A 16,395-nucleotide genomic window follows, 5' to 3' on the forward strand; every position below is an offset into this window, starting at 1 on the left:
TCATAAGCTCTCCGTCGTCAGTCGGAAAAGCCCCGTGCCAGCATCCCGGCGACGCCCAGCAGCAGCAGCGCGGTGATTCGTTGTAGCCATACCCGCCGCCGGGGGTTTTCCAGTACCGGCTTGATGCGCTGGCCGAAATAGCCATACAGGCAGCCGCTGGCAAATTGCAGCACCAGGAAGGTCAACCCGAGGATGGCGATGTCCGTCATCGAGTTGTGCTCCCCGGCCCCGGCGAATTGTGGGAACACGGCGCTGAACATAATGATCGCCTTGGGGTTGGAAAACCCGGTCAGCAAGCCCTTGCCGAACAGGCTGCGCCCGCCTTCCACGGCAACGACCGCGCCGCTGGACACGCCGCTGCCGGTCCACTGTTTGTAGGCCAGGTAGAGGATGTAGGCGACGCCGACCATCTGGATACTCTGGGTGATGGCGAGGTTGCCTTTGATCAATTCCGAGAAGCCCACGGCAAAGATCAGGATGGAGATCAGGTACGCCACACTGGCGCCGATCTGCGCCGGGATCGAGCTGCGCAGGCCGTCCTTCAAGCCCAGGCTCAGCAGCAGCAAGGTCATGGGGCCGGGGCTGAACGTCACGGTGGCGCAAAACAACAGAAAGTAGAGGAACGAAGAGAGGGTCAGCGCGGTTGTCATGGCCTTGGACCTTGGGAAGACAGCCAGAAAGTGGCCAGATGGTCGGCAGTCTAGGGCAGCGGCATTGCACAAGGCAGGTAAAGTCGTGCCTAATCCAGCCCTACTTCACCGGTAAAATCACCGGCAAAGACAAGGAAGCCGCATGTTTGTATCCGCCATCGCCTTTCGGGCAGGCTCACCCAAGGTGCAGCAAATCGTCGAGGCGTTCAGCCAGGCGATCGAGAACGGCGAATGGGCGCCCGGCAGCAAGTTGCCGTCGGTGCGTGAACTGGCCCAGACCCTGGGCGTCAGCAAGTTCACCCTCAACGAAGCCCTGGACCGCCTGCGCGGACGCAACCTGCTGACGTCGAGTCAGGGCCGTGGTTACTTTGTGGCGACGGACACCGCCCGCCCCGCGTCGTCGAGCTGGGTCGACCTGTTGCCCCAGGACCTGCTCAGTGTCCTGCGCCGGCCCTTGGTCAGCGTCAATGGCGAATGGCGCCCCGGTGGCGGGCATTTACCGGAGCAATGGCTGGACAGCGAAACGCTGCGCCAAGCCATGCGCAGCGTGGTGCGCGCGCCGTCGCTGCGCCTTGCCGGGATGGGCACGCCAGCCGGGTTATTGCCCTTGCGCCAGGCGTTGCAACACAAGCTGCATGCCGAAGGGCTGTCGGTGCCCGTAGAGCAAATCATCACCACCCCCAACACCCTGCAAGGCCTGGACATGCTCATGCGCCTGCTTGCCCGCCCGGGCGACACGGTGCTGCTCGACGCGCCCTGCTACTTCAACTTCCACGCCAACCTGGCCCTGCACGGGGTCAAGGTGGTGACGATCGAGCGTCGCCCCGATGGCTTCGATTTCGCCGCACTCGAGCAGTTACTGGCCGAACATCGCCCCAGCCTGTACCTCACCACCAGTGTGTTGCATAACCCGACCGGGCATTCTTTCAGCCCCAACCAGGCGTTTCGCCTGCTGCAACTGACCCGGCAGTACCACTGCCATATCATCGAGGATGACCTCTACGGCGACCTGCACCCCAACCCGCCACCGCGCCTGGCCGCCGTCGCAGGGCTGGACCAGGTCACCTACCTGTCGGGTTTCTCGAAAATCCTCAGCGCCAACACCCGCGTCAGCTACGTGGTGGCCGCGCCGCAACTGGCGGCCAACCTGACCCATATGAAGTTGATGAGCGGCGGCGTGACCTCGGAGCTGTTCGAGCAGATCGTCTATCGCCTGCTCAGCGAAGGCAGTTACGCCCGGCACCGCAAACGCATGGTGCAGCACTTGCTGGAGGCCGGCGGGCGTGTCGAACAATGGCTCAAGCGCTGCGGCTGCCAATTGCCGATGGCGTATGAAGGCGGCATGTTCATCTGGGCCCGCCTGCCGCCGGGGGTGAACGGTGAGCAGTTGGCCCAGGAGGCTTTGAAGCAAAGCATGGTGCTAGCGCCGGGGGCGTTGTTCGGCTACGACCCGGCACTGCGTGACTCGATGCGTTTCAACGTGGCCCACAGTGATGGGCCAGGGGTGCAGCAAGCCTTCGAAACGCTGCTGCTCAAGGCCGTGCGCGACCGTTGAGCATGCCGTGATCAACATTAAGCGTCTATCGACGATGCGCCAACGACCTCACGCAGCGATCACCCAGGCTTTGCACGCCCTGCACGAGCACCACTAACACCACCACCGTCACCACCATGATCTGGTTGTTGAAACGCTGGTAGCCGTAGCGAATCGCCAAGTCGCCCAAACCACCGCCACCGATCACCCCGGCCATGGATGAAAAGCCGATCAGCATCACCAGGGTCAGCGTGACCCCGGCCACCAGCGCCGGCAAGGCTTCGGGCAGCAGCACCTTGAAAATCACATGCCGGATATCGCCGCCCATCGCCACGATCGCCTCGATGCGGCCCGTGTCCACTTCGTCCAGGGCGGCCTCGACAATGCGTGCGAAAAATGGAAAAGCACCCATAGTGATCGGCACCACGGCGGCCGTGCTGCCCAAAGTGGTGCCGACAATCAGGCGGGTCAGCGGAATCAACGCGATCAACATCACCACAAACGGCAACGAACGCCCCAGATTGATCACCGCGCCTAACACACGGTTGAGCCGTGGCAGCGGGAACAGCCCAGCCGGGCGACTGATAAACAGCAACACGCCCAGCGGCAGGCCGATCAACAAGGTGAACAGCCCCGCCAGCAGCACCATGTAGAGGGTTTCGCCGGTGGCGTTGAGCAGCAGTTGGAGCACCTCATTCCAGTCGGTTTTCATACGGCCCTCACCACGTGCAGGCTGGGCGCCAGCGAGCGGCCCAGACGCGATGACGGGTCGGCCTGCAGTTGCAGCAGCGTGCCGCTTTCCACCACGCGCCCCGCCGCCAGGGATACCGCGCTGTCGCAGATCGCCTTGACCACCTCCAGTTCATGGGTGATCAACACGATGGTCACCCCGAGTTGCCGGTTGATGTCGCGCAACAGCGCCAGGATCGACGCCGTGGTTTCCGGGTCCAGGGCGCTGGTGGCTTCATCCGACAGCAGATACGCCGGGCGCGCGGCCAGTGCGCGGGCGATGCCGACGCGCTGCTTTTGCCCACCGGAAAGTTGCGAAGGAAACGCCGCCGCCTTGTCGCTCAAGCCAACCAACGCCAGCAACTCCTCCACCCGCACGGCACGCTCGGCCTTGGGCAGCCCGGCAATCTCCAACGGCACCGCAACGTTATCCGCCACATTGCGCGAGTGCAGCAGGTTGAACCCCTGAAAGATCATGCCGATGCGCTGGCGTTGCTGGCGCAGCGCCTTATCCGTTAACCGGGTCAAGTCCTGGCTATCGATGAGGATGCGCCCGGACGTCGGCCGCTCCAACAGGTTAAGGCAGCGCAGCAAGGTGCTTTTACCCGCGCCGCTGCGGCCGACGATGCCGAAGATCGAGCCGTCGGCGATCTGCAGCGACACGTTATCCAGCGCCGCCGGCTGGCCGTCGGCGTAGGTTTTGCTAACGCCCTCGACGACGATCATTCGAGCGCCACCGGGATCACCGAACCGGCATAGTTCTCGCTGATGAACTTGGCCACCGCCGGCGAGCGCAGGTCCTTGGCCAGTTGCTGGATGCGTGGGTCCTGCGCCAGTTTGGGCGTGGTCACCAGAATATTCGCGTAAGGGTTGCCCTGGGCCTTTTCCAGCCCCAGCGCATCCTTGGCCGGTTGCAGCCCGGCTTCAAGGGCGAAGTTGCCATTGATCACCGCCAGGTCGACATCCTCCAGCGCCCGGGGAATTTGCGGCGATTCGATTTCCAGGATCTTCAGGTGCTTGGGGTTCTCGGCAATGTCCTTGGGCGTGGCCTGGTCCTTGGACGCATCGTTGAAGCCCGGCTTGAGGGTGATCAGGCCATTGGCTTGCAACAGGTACAGGGCGCGGCTCAGGTTGGTGACGTTATTCGGCACGGCGACGGTGCCTTTGTCGGGCACCTGGTCGAAGCCGGTGTGGCGGTGCGAATAGATCCCCAACGGTTCGATATGCACGGTGGCCGCCACGGCGAACTTCTGGCCGAGCGCCTGTTCCTGGGACTTGAGATACGGCAGGTGCTGGAAATAATTGGCGTCGACATCGCCATGGGCCAACAACTCATTGGAGTTCACGCCGCTGGGGATCTCGATAATGTTCAGCTTCAGGCTCGGGTCGAGCTTCTGCACGTATTCGAGGATTTGCGCGTGGGGAATCGGGTCGGCGGCGACGCGCAAGGCATCGGCGGCCGACACATTGAAAGCGGCCAGCAAGGCCGCCAGGGTAAGTGCGGATGTCTTCAACAGAGTGATCTCCTGCTCAGGCGGACAGAGCGTGGGGCAACGTGGCGTCGGCGTAGAAGCGCTGGGCGACATCCGGGTGGGAGCGCAGGCGGCCCTTGAGGTAGTTCCAGCCGACGTCGCGCAGCAACGGGTTGCGCGGATCGCTGGTGGGGCCGTGGGCATCGCGCAGCAGTTGGGGCGCGAGTTGGTACACCGGCACCACCGCATCCAGTTGCGCACCGAGGAAAAATGCCAGGGACAAGCGTTCGCTGCCCACCGGCGGCGACACTACGCGGTGGACCGTGGCACGCAGATAGCCGTTACTGGCCAGCTCCAGCAATTCGCCGATATTCACCACCAGCGTATCGGCGCGCGGCGCGGCATCGATCCAGCGGCCCTCCTCCACTTCTACCTGCAAACCGGCCTGCTGGTCTTGCAGCAGGAAACTCAGGAAGCCGGAGTCCTTGTGCGCGCCGACACCCTGGCGACTTTGCCCGGCATGGCGGCCAGGATAGCGGATCAGCTTGATATGTTCGTTGGGCGTGTCGCCGTACAGCGCGTCGAACGCGTTCTCGGGCAGGGACAAGGCCTGGGCGAATGCACGTAGCAGGCGCAACGACATCTGGGTCATCGCGTGCTGCCAGGCCAACACCAAGGGCTTGAGCTCGGGCAGCGCCGCCGGCCATTGATTGGGGCCTTGCAGGCGTGCCCAGGCCGCAGGGTGCTGATCGATGGCCAAGGGTTCGCGCTCGGCACCGACGTCGAACTGCTCACGCAGGTCCGGCTGACCGCGGGTGATTTCCGACGCTGCGCGGTTATAGCCGCGAAAGTGCGCGGAGTTGAGCATGCCGACGGCCAGTTTTTCTGCCTCGGGCAAGGCGAAAAAAGCCCGCGCCTGCTGTTGCACCTGAGCCAGCAACGCCGGATCGATACCGTGACCCGTGAGGTAGAAGAAGCCGATGTGCCGCGCGGCAAAACGCAGCTCATCGAGAAACGCGCCGCGCTGCGCCGGGCTGCCATCGAGCAGCGACAGGTCCAGCAGCGGCAAGGCGTTGATTGATTGCAGCATCGGCGGCTCACTCCATGAGTGTCTTGGGGGAGTGACCAAGCTAAACGATCTTAAAAAGCGGTAATAAATACCTTTTTAGAATTAGCTTAAGCAGTCATTGGAGCCGGCAGGATCACTCATGCCAGTGCGGAATCGACGGCACCGCGCTGGCATTTTCAGGCTATTCGTCGCCCCGCCACCCGGCCTCATTTATAGAAAAAATTAAATCACCATAGGCCTAAAAACCAATTGACCTAAGACACTTACCGCATACTAACAATCTGCACTAGCATATGTGTACACCCGCGCAAATGCGGCCCCGCAACACGCCCCCATCACCCCGCTGCAGCCTTTAGAACAAAGTGACGAATGTTAAAATTTGTCACGTTTTGGCGGAATCAATTCGATTAGTATCTAACGCTAGCAGCGATTGAACTGTCGGCCTTGCATGCCAGAAAAGGGAGTAGGTGATGCATTTTTCCAACGTCCTCGCTATTGCACGGACTACGTCTAAAACCGAGGACTTCAGAGCACTTATAGTTCGCACTGTACCGAATGATTTAAAAGTCGATACACGCAGCTACGGTCAACTAGTCGGTCATCAGGAAGATCACGCCGATTATCGCGCCATTGTCATAGAAATCGACACCCCTTCTGCCAGCAGTCAAACCCTGGACATCATAAAAAAGACCAGGACTAAAAATCCGGCCTGTCTAATAGTTGTTTTCATCACGTTCGCCTCAACTCAAAGCAAAACCAAATATTATTTGGCCGGTGCGGACTACTGTCTAAAAGTGACAGACACCTCGCCTGAGGAAAAGTTGAGTTTAGTCGAGGCGTTTCTCAATGAAACGTATCGTTTGAACTACTGCAAACTCATCATGGATCAGGATCGGATGTGCCTTTACGGCAACGGCCAGAAACTCGAGATTTCCTTCGTCGAAATGAAAGTCCTTGAGGCACTGATCCATAGCCGGCTGCTCAGTCATGATGAAATCGCCAGCGTTATGGGACTCAATACCAAATTCTACGACTCTCGCGCCCTGGAGAAATCCATCAGCCGCCTGCGCAGTAAAATCAAGGCATGTTATGGCGAAAACATCATTCAGAACATCCGTGGCTATGGCTATAAATTGAGCCGCGGAATCATTTCCGCCCATCATTTACACCCTGCCCAAGAGAGCTAGCATCGTGAATAACGAGAAAATATCGCCTGCCGAAATAGCGCACCCCAAGCTCTTCAGGCAAGCGATAGTTGAACGAAGCTGCACACTTTGGGGCAATGAGATTCGCGTAACTAGCGCATGTAATCTGCTCAACCTTCCAGAGCATTTGCACCCCATATATCGCGAGCAACTTAAATGCGCCTACCGTGACGCGTTATTGCGCATCGCCCCGCGCACGACTGCCGACCTCAGTCACCGCCCCCTTGCTTCGGCACAGCCTGCGACTCATAAATTTCTGCGCATCGACCAATCGGCGCTTATGTCCGAAGATACGCTAAATGAACTTATCCATGTCGCGAATGTCTTGGAAAGCTATAAACAACAACTCGTTATCAGTGTGGAGAACCCCTTGGACGCACTCCCCGGCCCCACAGAACGCCGCGCGATGGTGCGCCAGCTTTATGCCCTGAAAGACCGAAGTGGTATCAAGCTCGCCTACAATAACTACACTCTGGATACAAAGCAGGCTGACCTGCTGATCGAACTAAAGCTCTATGACTATATAAAAATGCCATTTCCGGATGCTGCCCTGAGGTTGAGTTTGAATACTCGCTCAGACCTGTTCGACCGCCTCTATGACCACATGCTAGAGCTGATAAGCGCCACCCGAATTTCGTTCATTGCGGACAAGGTTGAGTTTTCCGACAGTGCGACACTCGCTAAGCGCTTGCCTTTCAATCACTTTCAGGGCAGTTACTACTCGCCGCCTGAAAGTTTATAACTCCTACCCACCTGACCATGGTAACCACTATGAGCTCACTCAAGAAACACCTACCCACCGCGCCCTCCGCTTTTATCCCGCTGCCCGACTTTGCGTCGAACGCGGAGTTACTCTATGGTGACATCGCCTGGGTGCCACTAACGCAGGCAACAGAGGATCAGACAACCCACACACCATCGCTTGCCAACCATTATTTCAATCCACAGCAGGCTCATTACCCCGCGTTCAAAAAACTCGACAGTCCCAATACCGCAGCGAAATCTGTTATTTATAGAACATTACAACCTTACAATAAACTTGAACTCAATGTTCAACTTTGCGACGCCGACTGGCATCAAAAAACACTGGCGACACACACCGAAAAACCTCCGGTACAGGCACCCGACTTCTGGATATTTACGCAACATGATCGAATGTTGAGCAAGGGCGGCCTACGCATTTCCCTGACCACCATTGAATCAGCACTTATCAAAAAAATGTTACACCATGAAGAACGCGTGGTAAGTAAAGAAGAACTTATTCGCAATATTGGTCGCGAACCTGAGTTGTACCGCGGCCTGGAAATGTGCCTCAGCCGACTTCAGGAGAAATTCAAGCGCATCAACGATGGCGAGCGTTTGTTCCGTTCGGTGAGAAATCGTGGTTATTGTTTGACCCAGAGAATAAAAAATCCCATGGAGCTTTCCCAGCAACTCCGTTGAAAAAACAATAATTCCAAAATCGTCAATCTTGGCGTTGATCACGCTCGTATATCTGCCTTTTTATAACAATCCGTCTCACCCAACAATCACTTAACTACCGCTATGCGCCTGTTATAAGTCGTCAGCTACTGCCCCCTGCCGTTGATTAATATCAATCTGTGCGCGCTTACGTGTGCCTGTCATTTGGCCGCTTTAACGCCACGTCTCGCTTAAGCCTACCACCGCGAGTGGTCACCACTGGGAGCAGTAGTATGCTAAATAACCGGAGAATGCATCGTAACCTAACCCCCAAAGGTCTGACCTTTTGGGGGCAGTGGACACTGGCCTCAAGTTTGGTCGTCGCGCTGTTATTTGCATTGGTTATTTTAAAGACCGGCCAACTGGAGTATCACTACCGGGTTTTGGCCGCTTTTAGCATATTAGCCTCGATTCCGGCCTATATGCTGTGTGACGTTTATAGCAAGAAAGATGATTACGGCGTGGGATTAGGCCGACTTTTTATGGGTTGGTTACTTACCCTGCTGATACTGATTGCGGTGGGCATCGCCTGCAATGCCAATGCGTTGTTCCCCATCGAAATCCTGCTGCTGTGGGCGGCAATCAGTTATGCCGTGCTGGCGCTCTGTTACATCCCCATCCACAGTCTTTCCCGCTATTACCACGGGCAACTTCACGAGCGGCATAAGTCGTTGATCATTGGCACCGGCAAACTTGCCGCCGACCTTGCGAAAACACTTTCCCGGCAAAAACGCTCGCCGCTGGTCGGCCTCGTCGGTGCCACGGCGACCGCCTTCCCAGGTGTGCAATCGCAGATACTCGGCGAGCTGCCGGACCTGCCGCAGTTGATCACGCAGCACGGTATCCGCAGGTTGTACATCACCCATTCGCTGCAGGAAGCCACCCACATCGAGGCGCTGTACATCAACCTGCTGGAGATCAGCGTGGACGTCATTTGGGTCCCCGACCTCAATAACATGCTGCTGCTCAATCACTGCGTGGCCGAGGTGGATGGCCTGCCGGCGATTTTCCTCAATGAAAGCCCGCTGACCAGCCGCCCGACCGCCGCACTGAGCAAGTCGCTGCTGGACAAAAGCCTGGCCTTGCTCGCGATCATCCTGCTGAGCCCACTGCTGTTGCTGTTCGCCGTGCTGATCAAACTGACCTCCCCCGGCCCGGTGATCTTCAAGCAGGACCGCCACGGCTGGAACGGTCAGGTGATCAAGGTGTGGAAATTCCGCTCGATGCGTGTGCATGACGACCAGGAGGTACGCCAGGCCAGCCGCCACGACTCGCGCATCACCCCCGTGGGGCGGTTCATGCGCCGCACGTCCATCGATGAACTGCCGCAGTTGTTCAATGTGCTGCAAGGGCACATGGCCCTGGTCGGTCCAAGGCCCCATGCGGTTGCGCACAACGACTACTACTCGGGGAAGATTCACGCGTACATGGCGCGCCACCGTATCAAGCCCGGCATCACAGGCCTGGCGCAGATCAACGGGTGCCGGGGCGAGACCGAGACCCTGGAGAAGATGCAAAAGCGCGTCGACATCGACCTGCGCTACATCAACACCTGGTCACTGTGGCTGGACATCAAGATCCTGCTGAAAACGCCGTTCACCCTGCTGTCCAAAGACATTTACTAAGACAAAAAAAGGGGGACTTCACGTCCCCCTTCCATGCCTATTCAGTGACTTTCTCGAAGTTCCGGTAGAACAGGTCACTGTCGCGGCCGTCGGTCATCGTATGCAGCGAATACGCGCGATTGAGCCGCGCACCACCATCGCGGGTCAGCGGCGCCCACACCAGGTTGGCGCGGCGCATCGTCGACAGGCTCATCAACTCATCGAACGGAATCGACAGGTAAAGGCCTTTGTCGAAGCTGCCTTCGCCAAAGGCTTCTTTTGACGCGGTGGTGCGGGTGACCCACGCGCCAATCCGCACGCCATTGTTGAATTCGCGCGACAGGTCCAGGGTGGCGCCCCAATCGCGGGCCAGGTAACGACCGACACTCAGCGCCCCCTGTGTATTGAACGGCAAGTCGGTGTAGCCGGTGATATGCCCCGTGACCGTGCGGTAGTCGCGCAGGCTGAAGTCCTGCTCGAATCCGCGCTGGCGCACGTAGTTCAGATCAGCGCCAAGCGCCCAGCGCTGGCCCATCGGCCGGTACAGCACTTCACTGCCGACACCGGCATACATCGACTCCAGTAATCCGCCATAGACCATGCCGTATAGATCCTGATCCAGTCGCACCGCATGGTTGAGCTGGAACGTCGGCAAGGTCACATCGGAGCTGGTCATGTACTTGCGCAGATCGGTACGCACGCGCGGCAAGCCGCTGGGGGCGTCGTAGGTGAAGCCATCGTAATTGTTCAGCAGGTTGACGCTGAGCAGGCCGCTCCACCAGGTGTTGCGGTTGAAGCGGTATTCGGCGTCGAGGTCGGCGGAAATCTGATACAGCAGGCCATCGGGCCCGCCGACGTTCTGCTTGTATCCCAGGCCGACGCCGTAGCTCAAGGGCTTGGGCGGTTGGGTGTAGAGCAGCGTTTGCGCCTGGGCGCTAGGCGGGTTGACTTCGGTCTGGCGACGCAGGGTCTGCAGTGTCTCGCGCTGGTTGACCACCTCGCGGAACGTCTCGCGGGGCACGCTGGTTTCTTCGATCGGCATGGCGTACCGCTCGCTCACCAGGGTGAACCAACTGATCTGGTCATTGACACTGTCGTCCAGGATACGGCTGGCGCGGCCCACGGCCTTGGCACTGTAGAGATAGCGTTGCTGCTCGCCATACACCAATAACTCTGGGCCGCGCTGGGCAATCCGTTCGACGTTATAGCCAGCGTTGTCCTGCAAACGCTTGGACACCGCGGCCCAATCCACCTGATCCATGGCGACGGTCGGCGCCTGGGCGGGCAGCGTGGGGGCTGGCGGGTCGTAGGTTTTGACCGGTGCCTTGCGGCTGACGAAATTGGTGTGCAGGGTGATACCGAACATCGCCGTGTTGCCGCGTTCCCAGGCGGCACTCACGTCGACGGCGTCGGCCACCGTGTAGACGAGCCCGAGGTTGAGCGGCGAGTCCTGGCGCTGGTTGTTGTTTCGGGGCTCGCGTTGGTAGTCGTTGCCCTCGTATTCCAGCTTGAGGCTCAACGGCGCCCAGGGGGTCTGGTAGGCGACGCCGCCAAACAGCGCGGGGCGGCCGCGGAAGTAGCCGTTGGAAAAGTTGCCGGAACCTTCGGCGGTAGGCCGCTCGTTGAACCGATCACTCAGCGCGCCCAACGGGTTGCCGAAATCGCCACGACTGCCCAGGTAGCCCCAGGCGATGCCCGCACTGAAATCGAATTCGCCATACCGCTTGTTGGCCACCAGGTACTCGCTGGAAAACAGCCCGGTGCCCCCCAGGTCGAGCATCCCCACTGCGACCTGGGGCAACCAGTGGCTTTCCTCGTAGAGGCGCACTTTGGCGTCGACGGCCTTGTCCTTGTAGCTCTGGCTGCCACTGAACGATTCGGCGCCATAAGGGCGGTTGGTGATGGCGGTGTAGCGAAAGGTGCCTTCGAGCCAGTCCAGCGGCTGCACGGAAAAACTGTAGCGACTGTAAGGTTCGGTGCGGTTGGCATTGACGCTGAGTTCGCCGGCCGGGGCCATGCGTGCGGTCGGGGTTTGCAACAGCCCGACCCCGCCAAAATCACTCTGGGTGTAACGCGGATCGCCATGCGCGACGCCACAGGGCACCAGCAGCACGGCTGCAATACATAATTTCAAGGCGTGACCTCAGCCAGGGGTTGGGTGGCAAGAAACTCGGCCAGTTGTTGGTTCAGTTCAGGCGTGGGCGGTTCCAGGTCGTCGCTGCGCAGCGGCACCAGCAATGTGCTGCCCGGTGCAGGCGCGGCAGCTGTCTCGCGGTTCCACGGGGCAATGCCCAGGCGCGTGACCTGGCCGTCGGGCTGGATCAGCCACACGTAGTCGAGATCGGCACCCGCCACCGCCGGGCATTCGTCGAGGTAGTCGCGCGCCGCCCGCATCGCTTGGAACGCCAAGGTGCAAGGGGCCGCGACGGCGCCCAGGACGCGCACGCTAGCGGGCCTGGCCGGGTAGATCAGTTGATCACCCTCGCTGACCCGCAGGTTGGGCGCAAAGCCGACCTCCACGGCCACCGGGTCCAGCACCGCGCGTTGCCGGCCGGTCACCGGCAAGGCCTGCACCTGTCGATAGACGCGCGCCGCGACGTCGGCCCTGCCGTCGCGCCCGGCGGCCAATGCGGCCTGACGCAACGTATCCAGGTCAAACAGCACGCCGGCTTTGAGCCGGGTCTGGGGCTCGATCAATGGCCGGTGCAGCCAGGCCGCCGCCAGCCAATAGCCCTGGGCATCCGGTTGTGACGCTGTGATCGCGTCGAGCAAGCGCGCCTCGGGTGGCAGGGTGATCGGCCCGGGGTGCAGGACTTGCCCGCTCACCGTCATGGCGGCCTGGCAGGCACTGGCGCCGCTCCACAACAGCGCCAGCACCCAGCGTTTGCGAGCGGTCATCGGGCCTCCTGGCGGGCGGGTTGCAGTTGGGTGATTTTCAACGTGAGGCGGGGGCTGAGGTGCTGTTCGCTTTGCACGATGAAGCCGTCAGTGGGGTCGACCCAATAACGGTTGCGCGCACGAAAACCCAGGGCCTCGGCTTCGATGTCTTCATCGACGCGCAGCAAGGCGTAAGGCTTGTCGAGGATCTCGAGCGTCTCCATGCCCTCGCGGGTCAGGCGGCTGGTGACGGTGATGCCGACGCGATAGCCCTCCACCAGGTCGATCTGCCGGCTGCTGCGGTAGCCGTCCGGCACGCGGTGCAGCCCCAGCTGGAACGGCGACTGCCCCTGCCAGCGCGTGCCATCCAGATCAGTACCGAGCCCGACGGTGCGCACTACCAGGCCATCGCGCATCAACAGCACCTGTTTGCCGGAGGCGACCCAGAACTGCAGGTCATCGCGCTGGCGAATCATCGCCATCACCCCTTCGCTGGACACCGTGGTCACTTTGATCTGGGGAAACGGCACGGCGTCCACCTGGGCCTGGCTCAGCGCCAATGGCGCAGGCCCGACGACGGCCGCCTTGAAGGTATCGAGCGAGGCCTGCATCAGTGGATTGCAGCCGCACAACAGCCACGCAAGACACACGTAAATACCGATTTTCACACTGTTCACGCAGGTTCCACCCTTATCGGCTGTTGGCTTCGCTCAGGTTGTTTTGGGTGGAAGCACCGGTGCCGATGATCGAGGCGGAAGGTAACAACTGACTGATGACCCGGTTCCAGCGAGTGATATTGGCGGGACCGACGAACACCACGTCCTGGGGCTGCACATCGAAGCGCGTGGCCAGGGCCATGGCCGCTGCGGAACCGGCTTGCAGATGGAAGACCTTGGCCGGTTGCGTGTCCAGGTTCTGCGCACCACGGATCACGTAGATCGCATCGGCGTTCGAGGTGTTCTGGTTGATGCCGCCCACCGAGCCCAACACGTCCGTGAGGTTCATGCTGCGTGTCTTGAAACTCAACGCGCGAGGCTGCATGACCTCGCCCATCACATAGATGCGCTTGCGGTCGTTGTAGGGCAGGTACAACTGGTCACCGTCCTTGAGGTAGATGTCGTTCAAGCGCGACGGGTTGAGATTCAACGTGTCGAGGTCGAGTGTGTAACGCTTGCCGTCGCGGGTCAGCGTCAGGTTCGAGAGGTCGGCATTGAGCGGATCGACGCCGGACACACCGATGGCCTCCATGACGCTCATTGGGATGGTGGTGATCGGTACAGGCCCGGCCTTGAGCACTGCCCCGGTGATCACCACTCGCTGGCTGGCAAACCGCAGCACACTGATATCGACCTGGGGGCTGTCGATGTACTGACGCAGCTTGTCGGTGATTTCGCTGCGCAGCGCCGCGAGGGTGCGGCCCTTGGCAACCACTTCGCCCACATAGGGGTAGAACAGATTGCCGTCGGGATTGACCAGACGCCCGTTGGCATCGATTTGCTGCTGCGGGCCGGAAGGTGCGGTCAATTCCGGATGATCCCAAACCGTGATGTACAACGCGTCATTTGGGCCGATCAAATAGGGCGCGGGTTTATAATCGAGTAGTTCTTTGGGAAGCGCATAAGACACTTGAGTCGCCGCGTCCATGGCCAGCAACTTTGGCGTAATCGGGATCAACTCCACGCGACTGCTTTCTGCACCGTCGTCTTTGGTCATTGCGTCGATGTCCATGTATTGGCCGGGCGCAAACATGCAGCCTTGTAACAATGCGGAGGCCACGACCACCACAGAAAAAATACGCATCATAGTACTAAGACACTCACGATAAACGACAAGAAAAAAAGACTACTTGGGCGGGGTTTCCAAGCAGTCTTATAAAGCGGAAGGCGTTCTGTTAGTTGCCGGTACCGGTGGTACCCGTGGTGCCTGTAGTGCCTGTGGTAGTACCACCGTTGGAGCTGCCACCGCTGCTGGACGCGGCGGCAACGCCCGCGACCAGGGCCGCGCCGATCAGCAGGGTTTCCCCCACCGTCACAGAGCCGACCACCGCGGTACTCAGACCAAGCGGCAACTCGGCAGCCATGGCAGAAGTACTCAAGAGACTGAGCACAATAATAGCCAGTTGTTTTCTCATATCAGACTCCTTATCGATAGTGAGTATTCAGCAAACGAGCGTGTGCCACTGAAGTACGCCTTGATAGTGCCACTCAAGTAAACAGCGCACCAGCCATACTCCAGCCCGGCCATTACCCGGCAAGTTGAACGTATGCATTCGAAAATAACATTTCTCGACGCCAGCCCCCGTGTATCAACACATTGAGGTCGCGAAACTAACAAGGCTGGCAATTTAACACGGGGGAAAATGTTATTAATTGTCAGAAAGCCTCAGGCCCTGCCGTACTTGTCTTCAAAGCGCACAATATCGTCCTCGCCCAGATAGGAACCCGATTGCACCTCGATCAACTCCAACGCAATCACACCCGGGTTTTCCAGCGCATGCACCTGGCCAATCGGGATATAGGTCGACTGGTTTTCCGAGACCAGATACGTCTGCTCGCCATTGGTGACCTTGGCCGTACCGCTGACCACAATCCAGTGCTCTGCACGGTGATGATGCATCTGCACCGAGAGCTTGGCGCCGGGCTTCACGGTGATGCGCTTGACCTGGTAGCGGTGGCCGCTGTCGATGGCGTCATACATGCCCCAGGGCCGATAGACCTCACGATGATTGAGGTGTTCATGACGCCCGTCGCGCTTGAGTTGGTCGACAATGCCCTTGACCTGCTGCACCTGGTCCTTGTGCGCCACCAGCACCGCGTCCTTGGTTTCGACAATGATCAGGTCCTGCACGCCCACCGTGGCGACCAGGCGGCTGTCGGCGTTCACGTAGGTATCGCGGGTATCCAGTTGCAGCACATCGCCCTGCAGCACGTTGCCGCCGTCGGTCTTCTCGCTGGCTTCCCATAACGCCGACCAGGAGCCGATATCACTCCAACCGGCCTGCAACGGCACCATGATCGCGTCGCTGGTTTTTTCCATCACGGCATAATCGATGGAGTCGTCCGGGCAGGCGGCGAATAGCGCCTCATCGACCCGGGTGAACAACTGATCCTGGCTACCCGCAGCCAACGCCGCGCGACAGGCCGCGAGAATCGCCGGCTGAAAACGTGCCAAGGCGTCCAGGTAACGGCTGGCACGGAACATGAACATGCCGCTGTTCCAGTAATGATCGCCCCGCGCCACGTAGTCGGCAGCGGTGGCGGCGTCCGGCTTCTCGACGAAACGCTTCACGGCATAACCGCCCTCGCCCACCGCCGCGCCCTGTTCGATATAGCCATATCCGGTGTGCGCGCTGGTCGGCGTGATGCCGAACGTCACCAACTTGCCGGCCTCGGCCAGGGGCAGCGCCACCGCGAGGCTGGCATGAAACGCGGGAACATCTTCAATCAGATGATCCGCCGCCAGTACCAACAGGATCGGGTCATGGCACTCGTCGACCGCCTTGCAGGCCGCCAGCGCAATCGCCGGCGCCGTATTGCGCCCCATGGGTTCGAGCAGAATGCTCGCCTGCTCCATGCCCAGTTGACGCAATTGCTCGGCCACCAGAAAACGGTGCTGCTCATTGCAGATCACGTGCGGCAAGGCAACATCCGCGCCCTCCAGGCGGCCAATGGTCTGCTGCAACATCGACAGGCTTTTATGGGTCAGGCGCAAGAACTGCTTGGGGTTGAGTTGCCGCGAGAGCGGCCACAGGCGCGAACCCGAACCTCCCGCCAAGATCACCGGTAATAACATGA

General features: G+C 59.9%; 16 protein-coding genes. 5 read left to right on the plus strand and 11 right to left on the minus strand.

Annotated features, from left to right (window positions below; all coding sequences use genetic code 11):
* Nucleotides 1-17: 17 nt before the first annotated feature.
* On the minus strand, nucleotides 18-650 hold the full coding sequence (locus tag P3S72_RS18350) for a LysE family translocator (RefSeq protein WP_276193480.1): 633 nt from the start codon (nucleotides 648-650) through the stop codon (nucleotides 18-20).
* 142 nt (nucleotides 651-792) lie between these two features.
* Here P3S72_RS18350 and P3S72_RS18355 point away from each other — a divergent pair, with 142 nt between their 5' ends.
* On the plus strand, nucleotides 793-2,205 hold the full coding sequence (locus P3S72_RS18355; RefSeq protein ID WP_276193481.1) for a PLP-dependent aminotransferase family protein: 1,413 nt from the start codon (nucleotides 793-795) through the stop codon (nucleotides 2,203-2,205).
* Between the two features lie 25 nt (nucleotides 2,206-2,230).
* Here the strand turns inward: P3S72_RS18355 and P3S72_RS18360 are convergent, their stop codons facing one another.
* Genes P3S72_RS18360 through P3S72_RS18375 form a run of 4 tightly spaced genes read right to left on the minus strand, consistent with a single transcriptional unit; the run spans nucleotide 2,231 to nucleotide 5,475 of the window.
* Nucleotides 2,231-2,896, minus strand: coding sequence for a methionine ABC transporter permease (locus P3S72_RS18360; RefSeq protein ID WP_276193482.1), 666 nt, complete (start codon nucleotides 2,894-2,896; stop codon nucleotides 2,231-2,233).
* On the minus strand, nucleotides 2,893-3,639 hold the full coding sequence (locus P3S72_RS18365; protein ID WP_276193483.1) for an ATP-binding cassette domain-containing protein: 747 nt from the start codon (nucleotides 3,637-3,639) through the stop codon (nucleotides 2,893-2,895). The genes P3S72_RS18360 and P3S72_RS18365 overlap by 4 nt, the downstream gene beginning before the upstream one ends.
* Nucleotides 3,636-4,430 carry a MetQ/NlpA family ABC transporter substrate-binding protein gene (locus tag P3S72_RS18370; protein WP_276197953.1) on the minus strand — a complete coding sequence of 265 codons (795 nt, stop codon included), beginning with the start codon at nucleotides 4,428-4,430 and terminating at the stop codon, nucleotides 3,636-3,638. Before P3S72_RS18370 ends, P3S72_RS18365 begins: the two co-directional genes overlap by 4 nt.
* Nucleotides 4,431-4,443: 13 nt before the next feature.
* Nucleotides 4,444-5,475, minus strand: a complete 1,032-nt coding sequence (locus P3S72_RS18375; RefSeq protein WP_276193484.1) for a 2-oxoglutarate and iron-dependent oxygenase domain-containing protein — start codon at nucleotides 5,473-5,475, stop codon at nucleotides 4,444-4,446.
* Between the two features lie 449 nt (nucleotides 5,476-5,924).
* Here P3S72_RS18375 and P3S72_RS18380 point away from each other — a divergent pair, with 449 nt between their 5' ends.
* The 4 genes from P3S72_RS18380 to P3S72_RS18395 all read left to right on the plus strand — a co-directional run bounded on the left by P3S72_RS18380 (nucleotide 5,925) and on the right by P3S72_RS18395 (nucleotide 9,745).
* Complete coding sequence (locus P3S72_RS18380; protein ID WP_276193485.1) at nucleotides 5,925-6,641, plus strand: winged helix-turn-helix domain-containing protein; 717 nt, start codon at nucleotides 5,925-5,927, stop codon at nucleotides 6,639-6,641.
* 4 nt (nucleotides 6,642-6,645) lie between these two features.
* Nucleotides 6,646-7,401: a hypothetical protein gene (locus tag P3S72_RS18385; RefSeq protein WP_276193487.1), complete on the plus strand. Its 756-nt coding sequence runs from the start codon at nucleotides 6,646-6,648 to the stop codon at nucleotides 7,399-7,401.
* Nucleotides 7,402-7,430: 29 nt separating this feature from the next.
* Nucleotides 7,431-8,102, plus strand: coding sequence for a helix-turn-helix domain-containing protein (locus tag P3S72_RS18390; RefSeq protein WP_276193489.1), 672 nt, complete (start codon nucleotides 7,431-7,433; stop codon nucleotides 8,100-8,102).
* Nucleotides 8,103-8,353: 251 nt separating this feature from the next.
* Complete coding sequence (locus P3S72_RS18395; RefSeq protein WP_276193490.1) at nucleotides 8,354-9,745, plus strand: undecaprenyl-phosphate glucose phosphotransferase; 1,392 nt, start codon at nucleotides 8,354-8,356, stop codon at nucleotides 9,743-9,745.
* A 37-nt stretch (nucleotides 9,746-9,782) separates the two neighbouring features.
* On the opposite strand, the gene P3S72_RS18400 is transcribed toward P3S72_RS18395, so the two are convergent.
* From P3S72_RS18400 to P3S72_RS18425, 6 genes are all read right to left on the minus strand, one after another.
* A complete protein-coding gene (locus tag P3S72_RS18400; RefSeq protein ID WP_276193491.1) occupies nucleotides 9,783-11,858 on the minus strand; it encodes a YjbH domain-containing protein in 2,076 nt (691 codons plus the stop codon).
* Nucleotides 11,855-12,622, minus strand: coding sequence for a capsule biosynthesis GfcC family protein (locus P3S72_RS18405; RefSeq protein ID WP_276193493.1), 768 nt, complete (start codon nucleotides 12,620-12,622; stop codon nucleotides 11,855-11,857). The genes P3S72_RS18400 and P3S72_RS18405 overlap by 4 nt, the downstream gene beginning before the upstream one ends.
* Nucleotides 12,619-13,278 (minus strand): YjbF family lipoprotein, encoded by a 660-nt coding sequence (locus tag P3S72_RS18410; protein WP_276193494.1) that lies wholly within the window; start codon nucleotides 13,276-13,278, stop codon nucleotides 12,619-12,621. Before P3S72_RS18410 ends, P3S72_RS18405 begins: the two co-directional genes overlap by 4 nt.
* A 13-nt stretch (nucleotides 13,279-13,291) precedes the next feature.
* On the minus strand, nucleotides 13,292-14,404 hold the full coding sequence (locus P3S72_RS18415; protein ID WP_276193496.1) for a polysaccharide biosynthesis/export family protein: 1,113 nt from the start codon (nucleotides 14,402-14,404) through the stop codon (nucleotides 13,292-13,294).
* Between the two features lie 88 nt (nucleotides 14,405-14,492).
* The gene (locus P3S72_RS18420; protein WP_276193498.1) at nucleotides 14,493-14,732 is read right to left on the minus strand and encodes a hypothetical protein; all 240 of its coding nucleotides are present in this window, start codon (nucleotides 14,730-14,732) and stop codon (nucleotides 14,493-14,495) included.
* A gap of 251 nt (nucleotides 14,733-14,983) precedes the next feature.
* Nucleotides 14,984-16,393 (minus strand): mannose-1-phosphate guanylyltransferase/mannose-6-phosphate isomerase, encoded by a 1,410-nt coding sequence (locus tag P3S72_RS18425; RefSeq protein ID WP_276193499.1) that lies wholly within the window; start codon nucleotides 16,391-16,393, stop codon nucleotides 14,984-14,986.
* Nucleotides 16,394-16,395: the final 2 nt, after the last annotated feature.

Origin of the sequence: Pseudomonas sp. D3 (assembly GCF_029320995.1) — a bacterium.
In the GTDB taxonomy this organism is placed as follows: Bacteria; Pseudomonadota; Gammaproteobacteria; order Pseudomonadales; family Pseudomonadaceae; genus Aquipseudomonas; species Aquipseudomonas paraveronii.

Coding starts and splice junctions, on each gene's coding strand:
- P3S72_RS18350 (WP_276193480.1), bottom strand. CDS start 650: ATGACAACCGCGCTGACCCTCTCTTCGTTCCTCTACTTTCTGTTGTTT.
- P3S72_RS18355 (WP_276193481.1), top strand. CDS start 793: ATGTTTGTATCCGCCATCGCCTTTCGGGCAGGCTCACCCAAGGTGCAG.
- P3S72_RS18360 (WP_276193482.1), bottom strand. CDS start 2,896: ATGAAAACCGACTGGAATGAGGTGCTCCAACTGCTGCTCAACGCCACC.
- P3S72_RS18365 (WP_276193483.1), bottom strand. CDS start 3,639: ATGATCGTCGTCGAGGGCGTTAGCAAAACCTACGCCGACGGCCAGCCG.
- P3S72_RS18375 (WP_276193484.1), bottom strand. CDS start 5,475: ATGCTGCAATCAATCAACGCCTTGCCGCTGCTGGACCTGTCGCTGCTC.
- P3S72_RS18380 (WP_276193485.1), top strand. CDS start 5,925: ATGCATTTTTCCAACGTCCTCGCTATTGCACGGACTACGTCTAAAACC.
- P3S72_RS18390 (WP_276193489.1), top strand. CDS start 7,431: ATGAGCTCACTCAAGAAACACCTACCCACCGCGCCCTCCGCTTTTATC.
- P3S72_RS18395 (WP_276193490.1), top strand. CDS start 8,354: ATGCTAAATAACCGGAGAATGCATCGTAACCTAACCCCCAAAGGTCTG.
- P3S72_RS18405 (WP_276193493.1), bottom strand. CDS start 12,622: ATGACCGCTCGCAAACGCTGGGTGCTGGCGCTGTTGTGGAGCGGCGCC.
- P3S72_RS18415 (WP_276193496.1), bottom strand. CDS start 14,404: ATGATGCGTATTTTTTCTGTGGTGGTCGTGGCCTCCGCATTGTTACAA.
- P3S72_RS18420 (WP_276193498.1), bottom strand. CDS start 14,732: ATGAGAAAACAACTGGCTATTATTGTGCTCAGTCTCTTGAGTACTTCT.
- P3S72_RS18425 (WP_276193499.1), bottom strand. CDS start 16,393: ATGTTATTACCGGTGATCTTGGCGGGAGGTTCGGGTTCGCGCCTGTGG.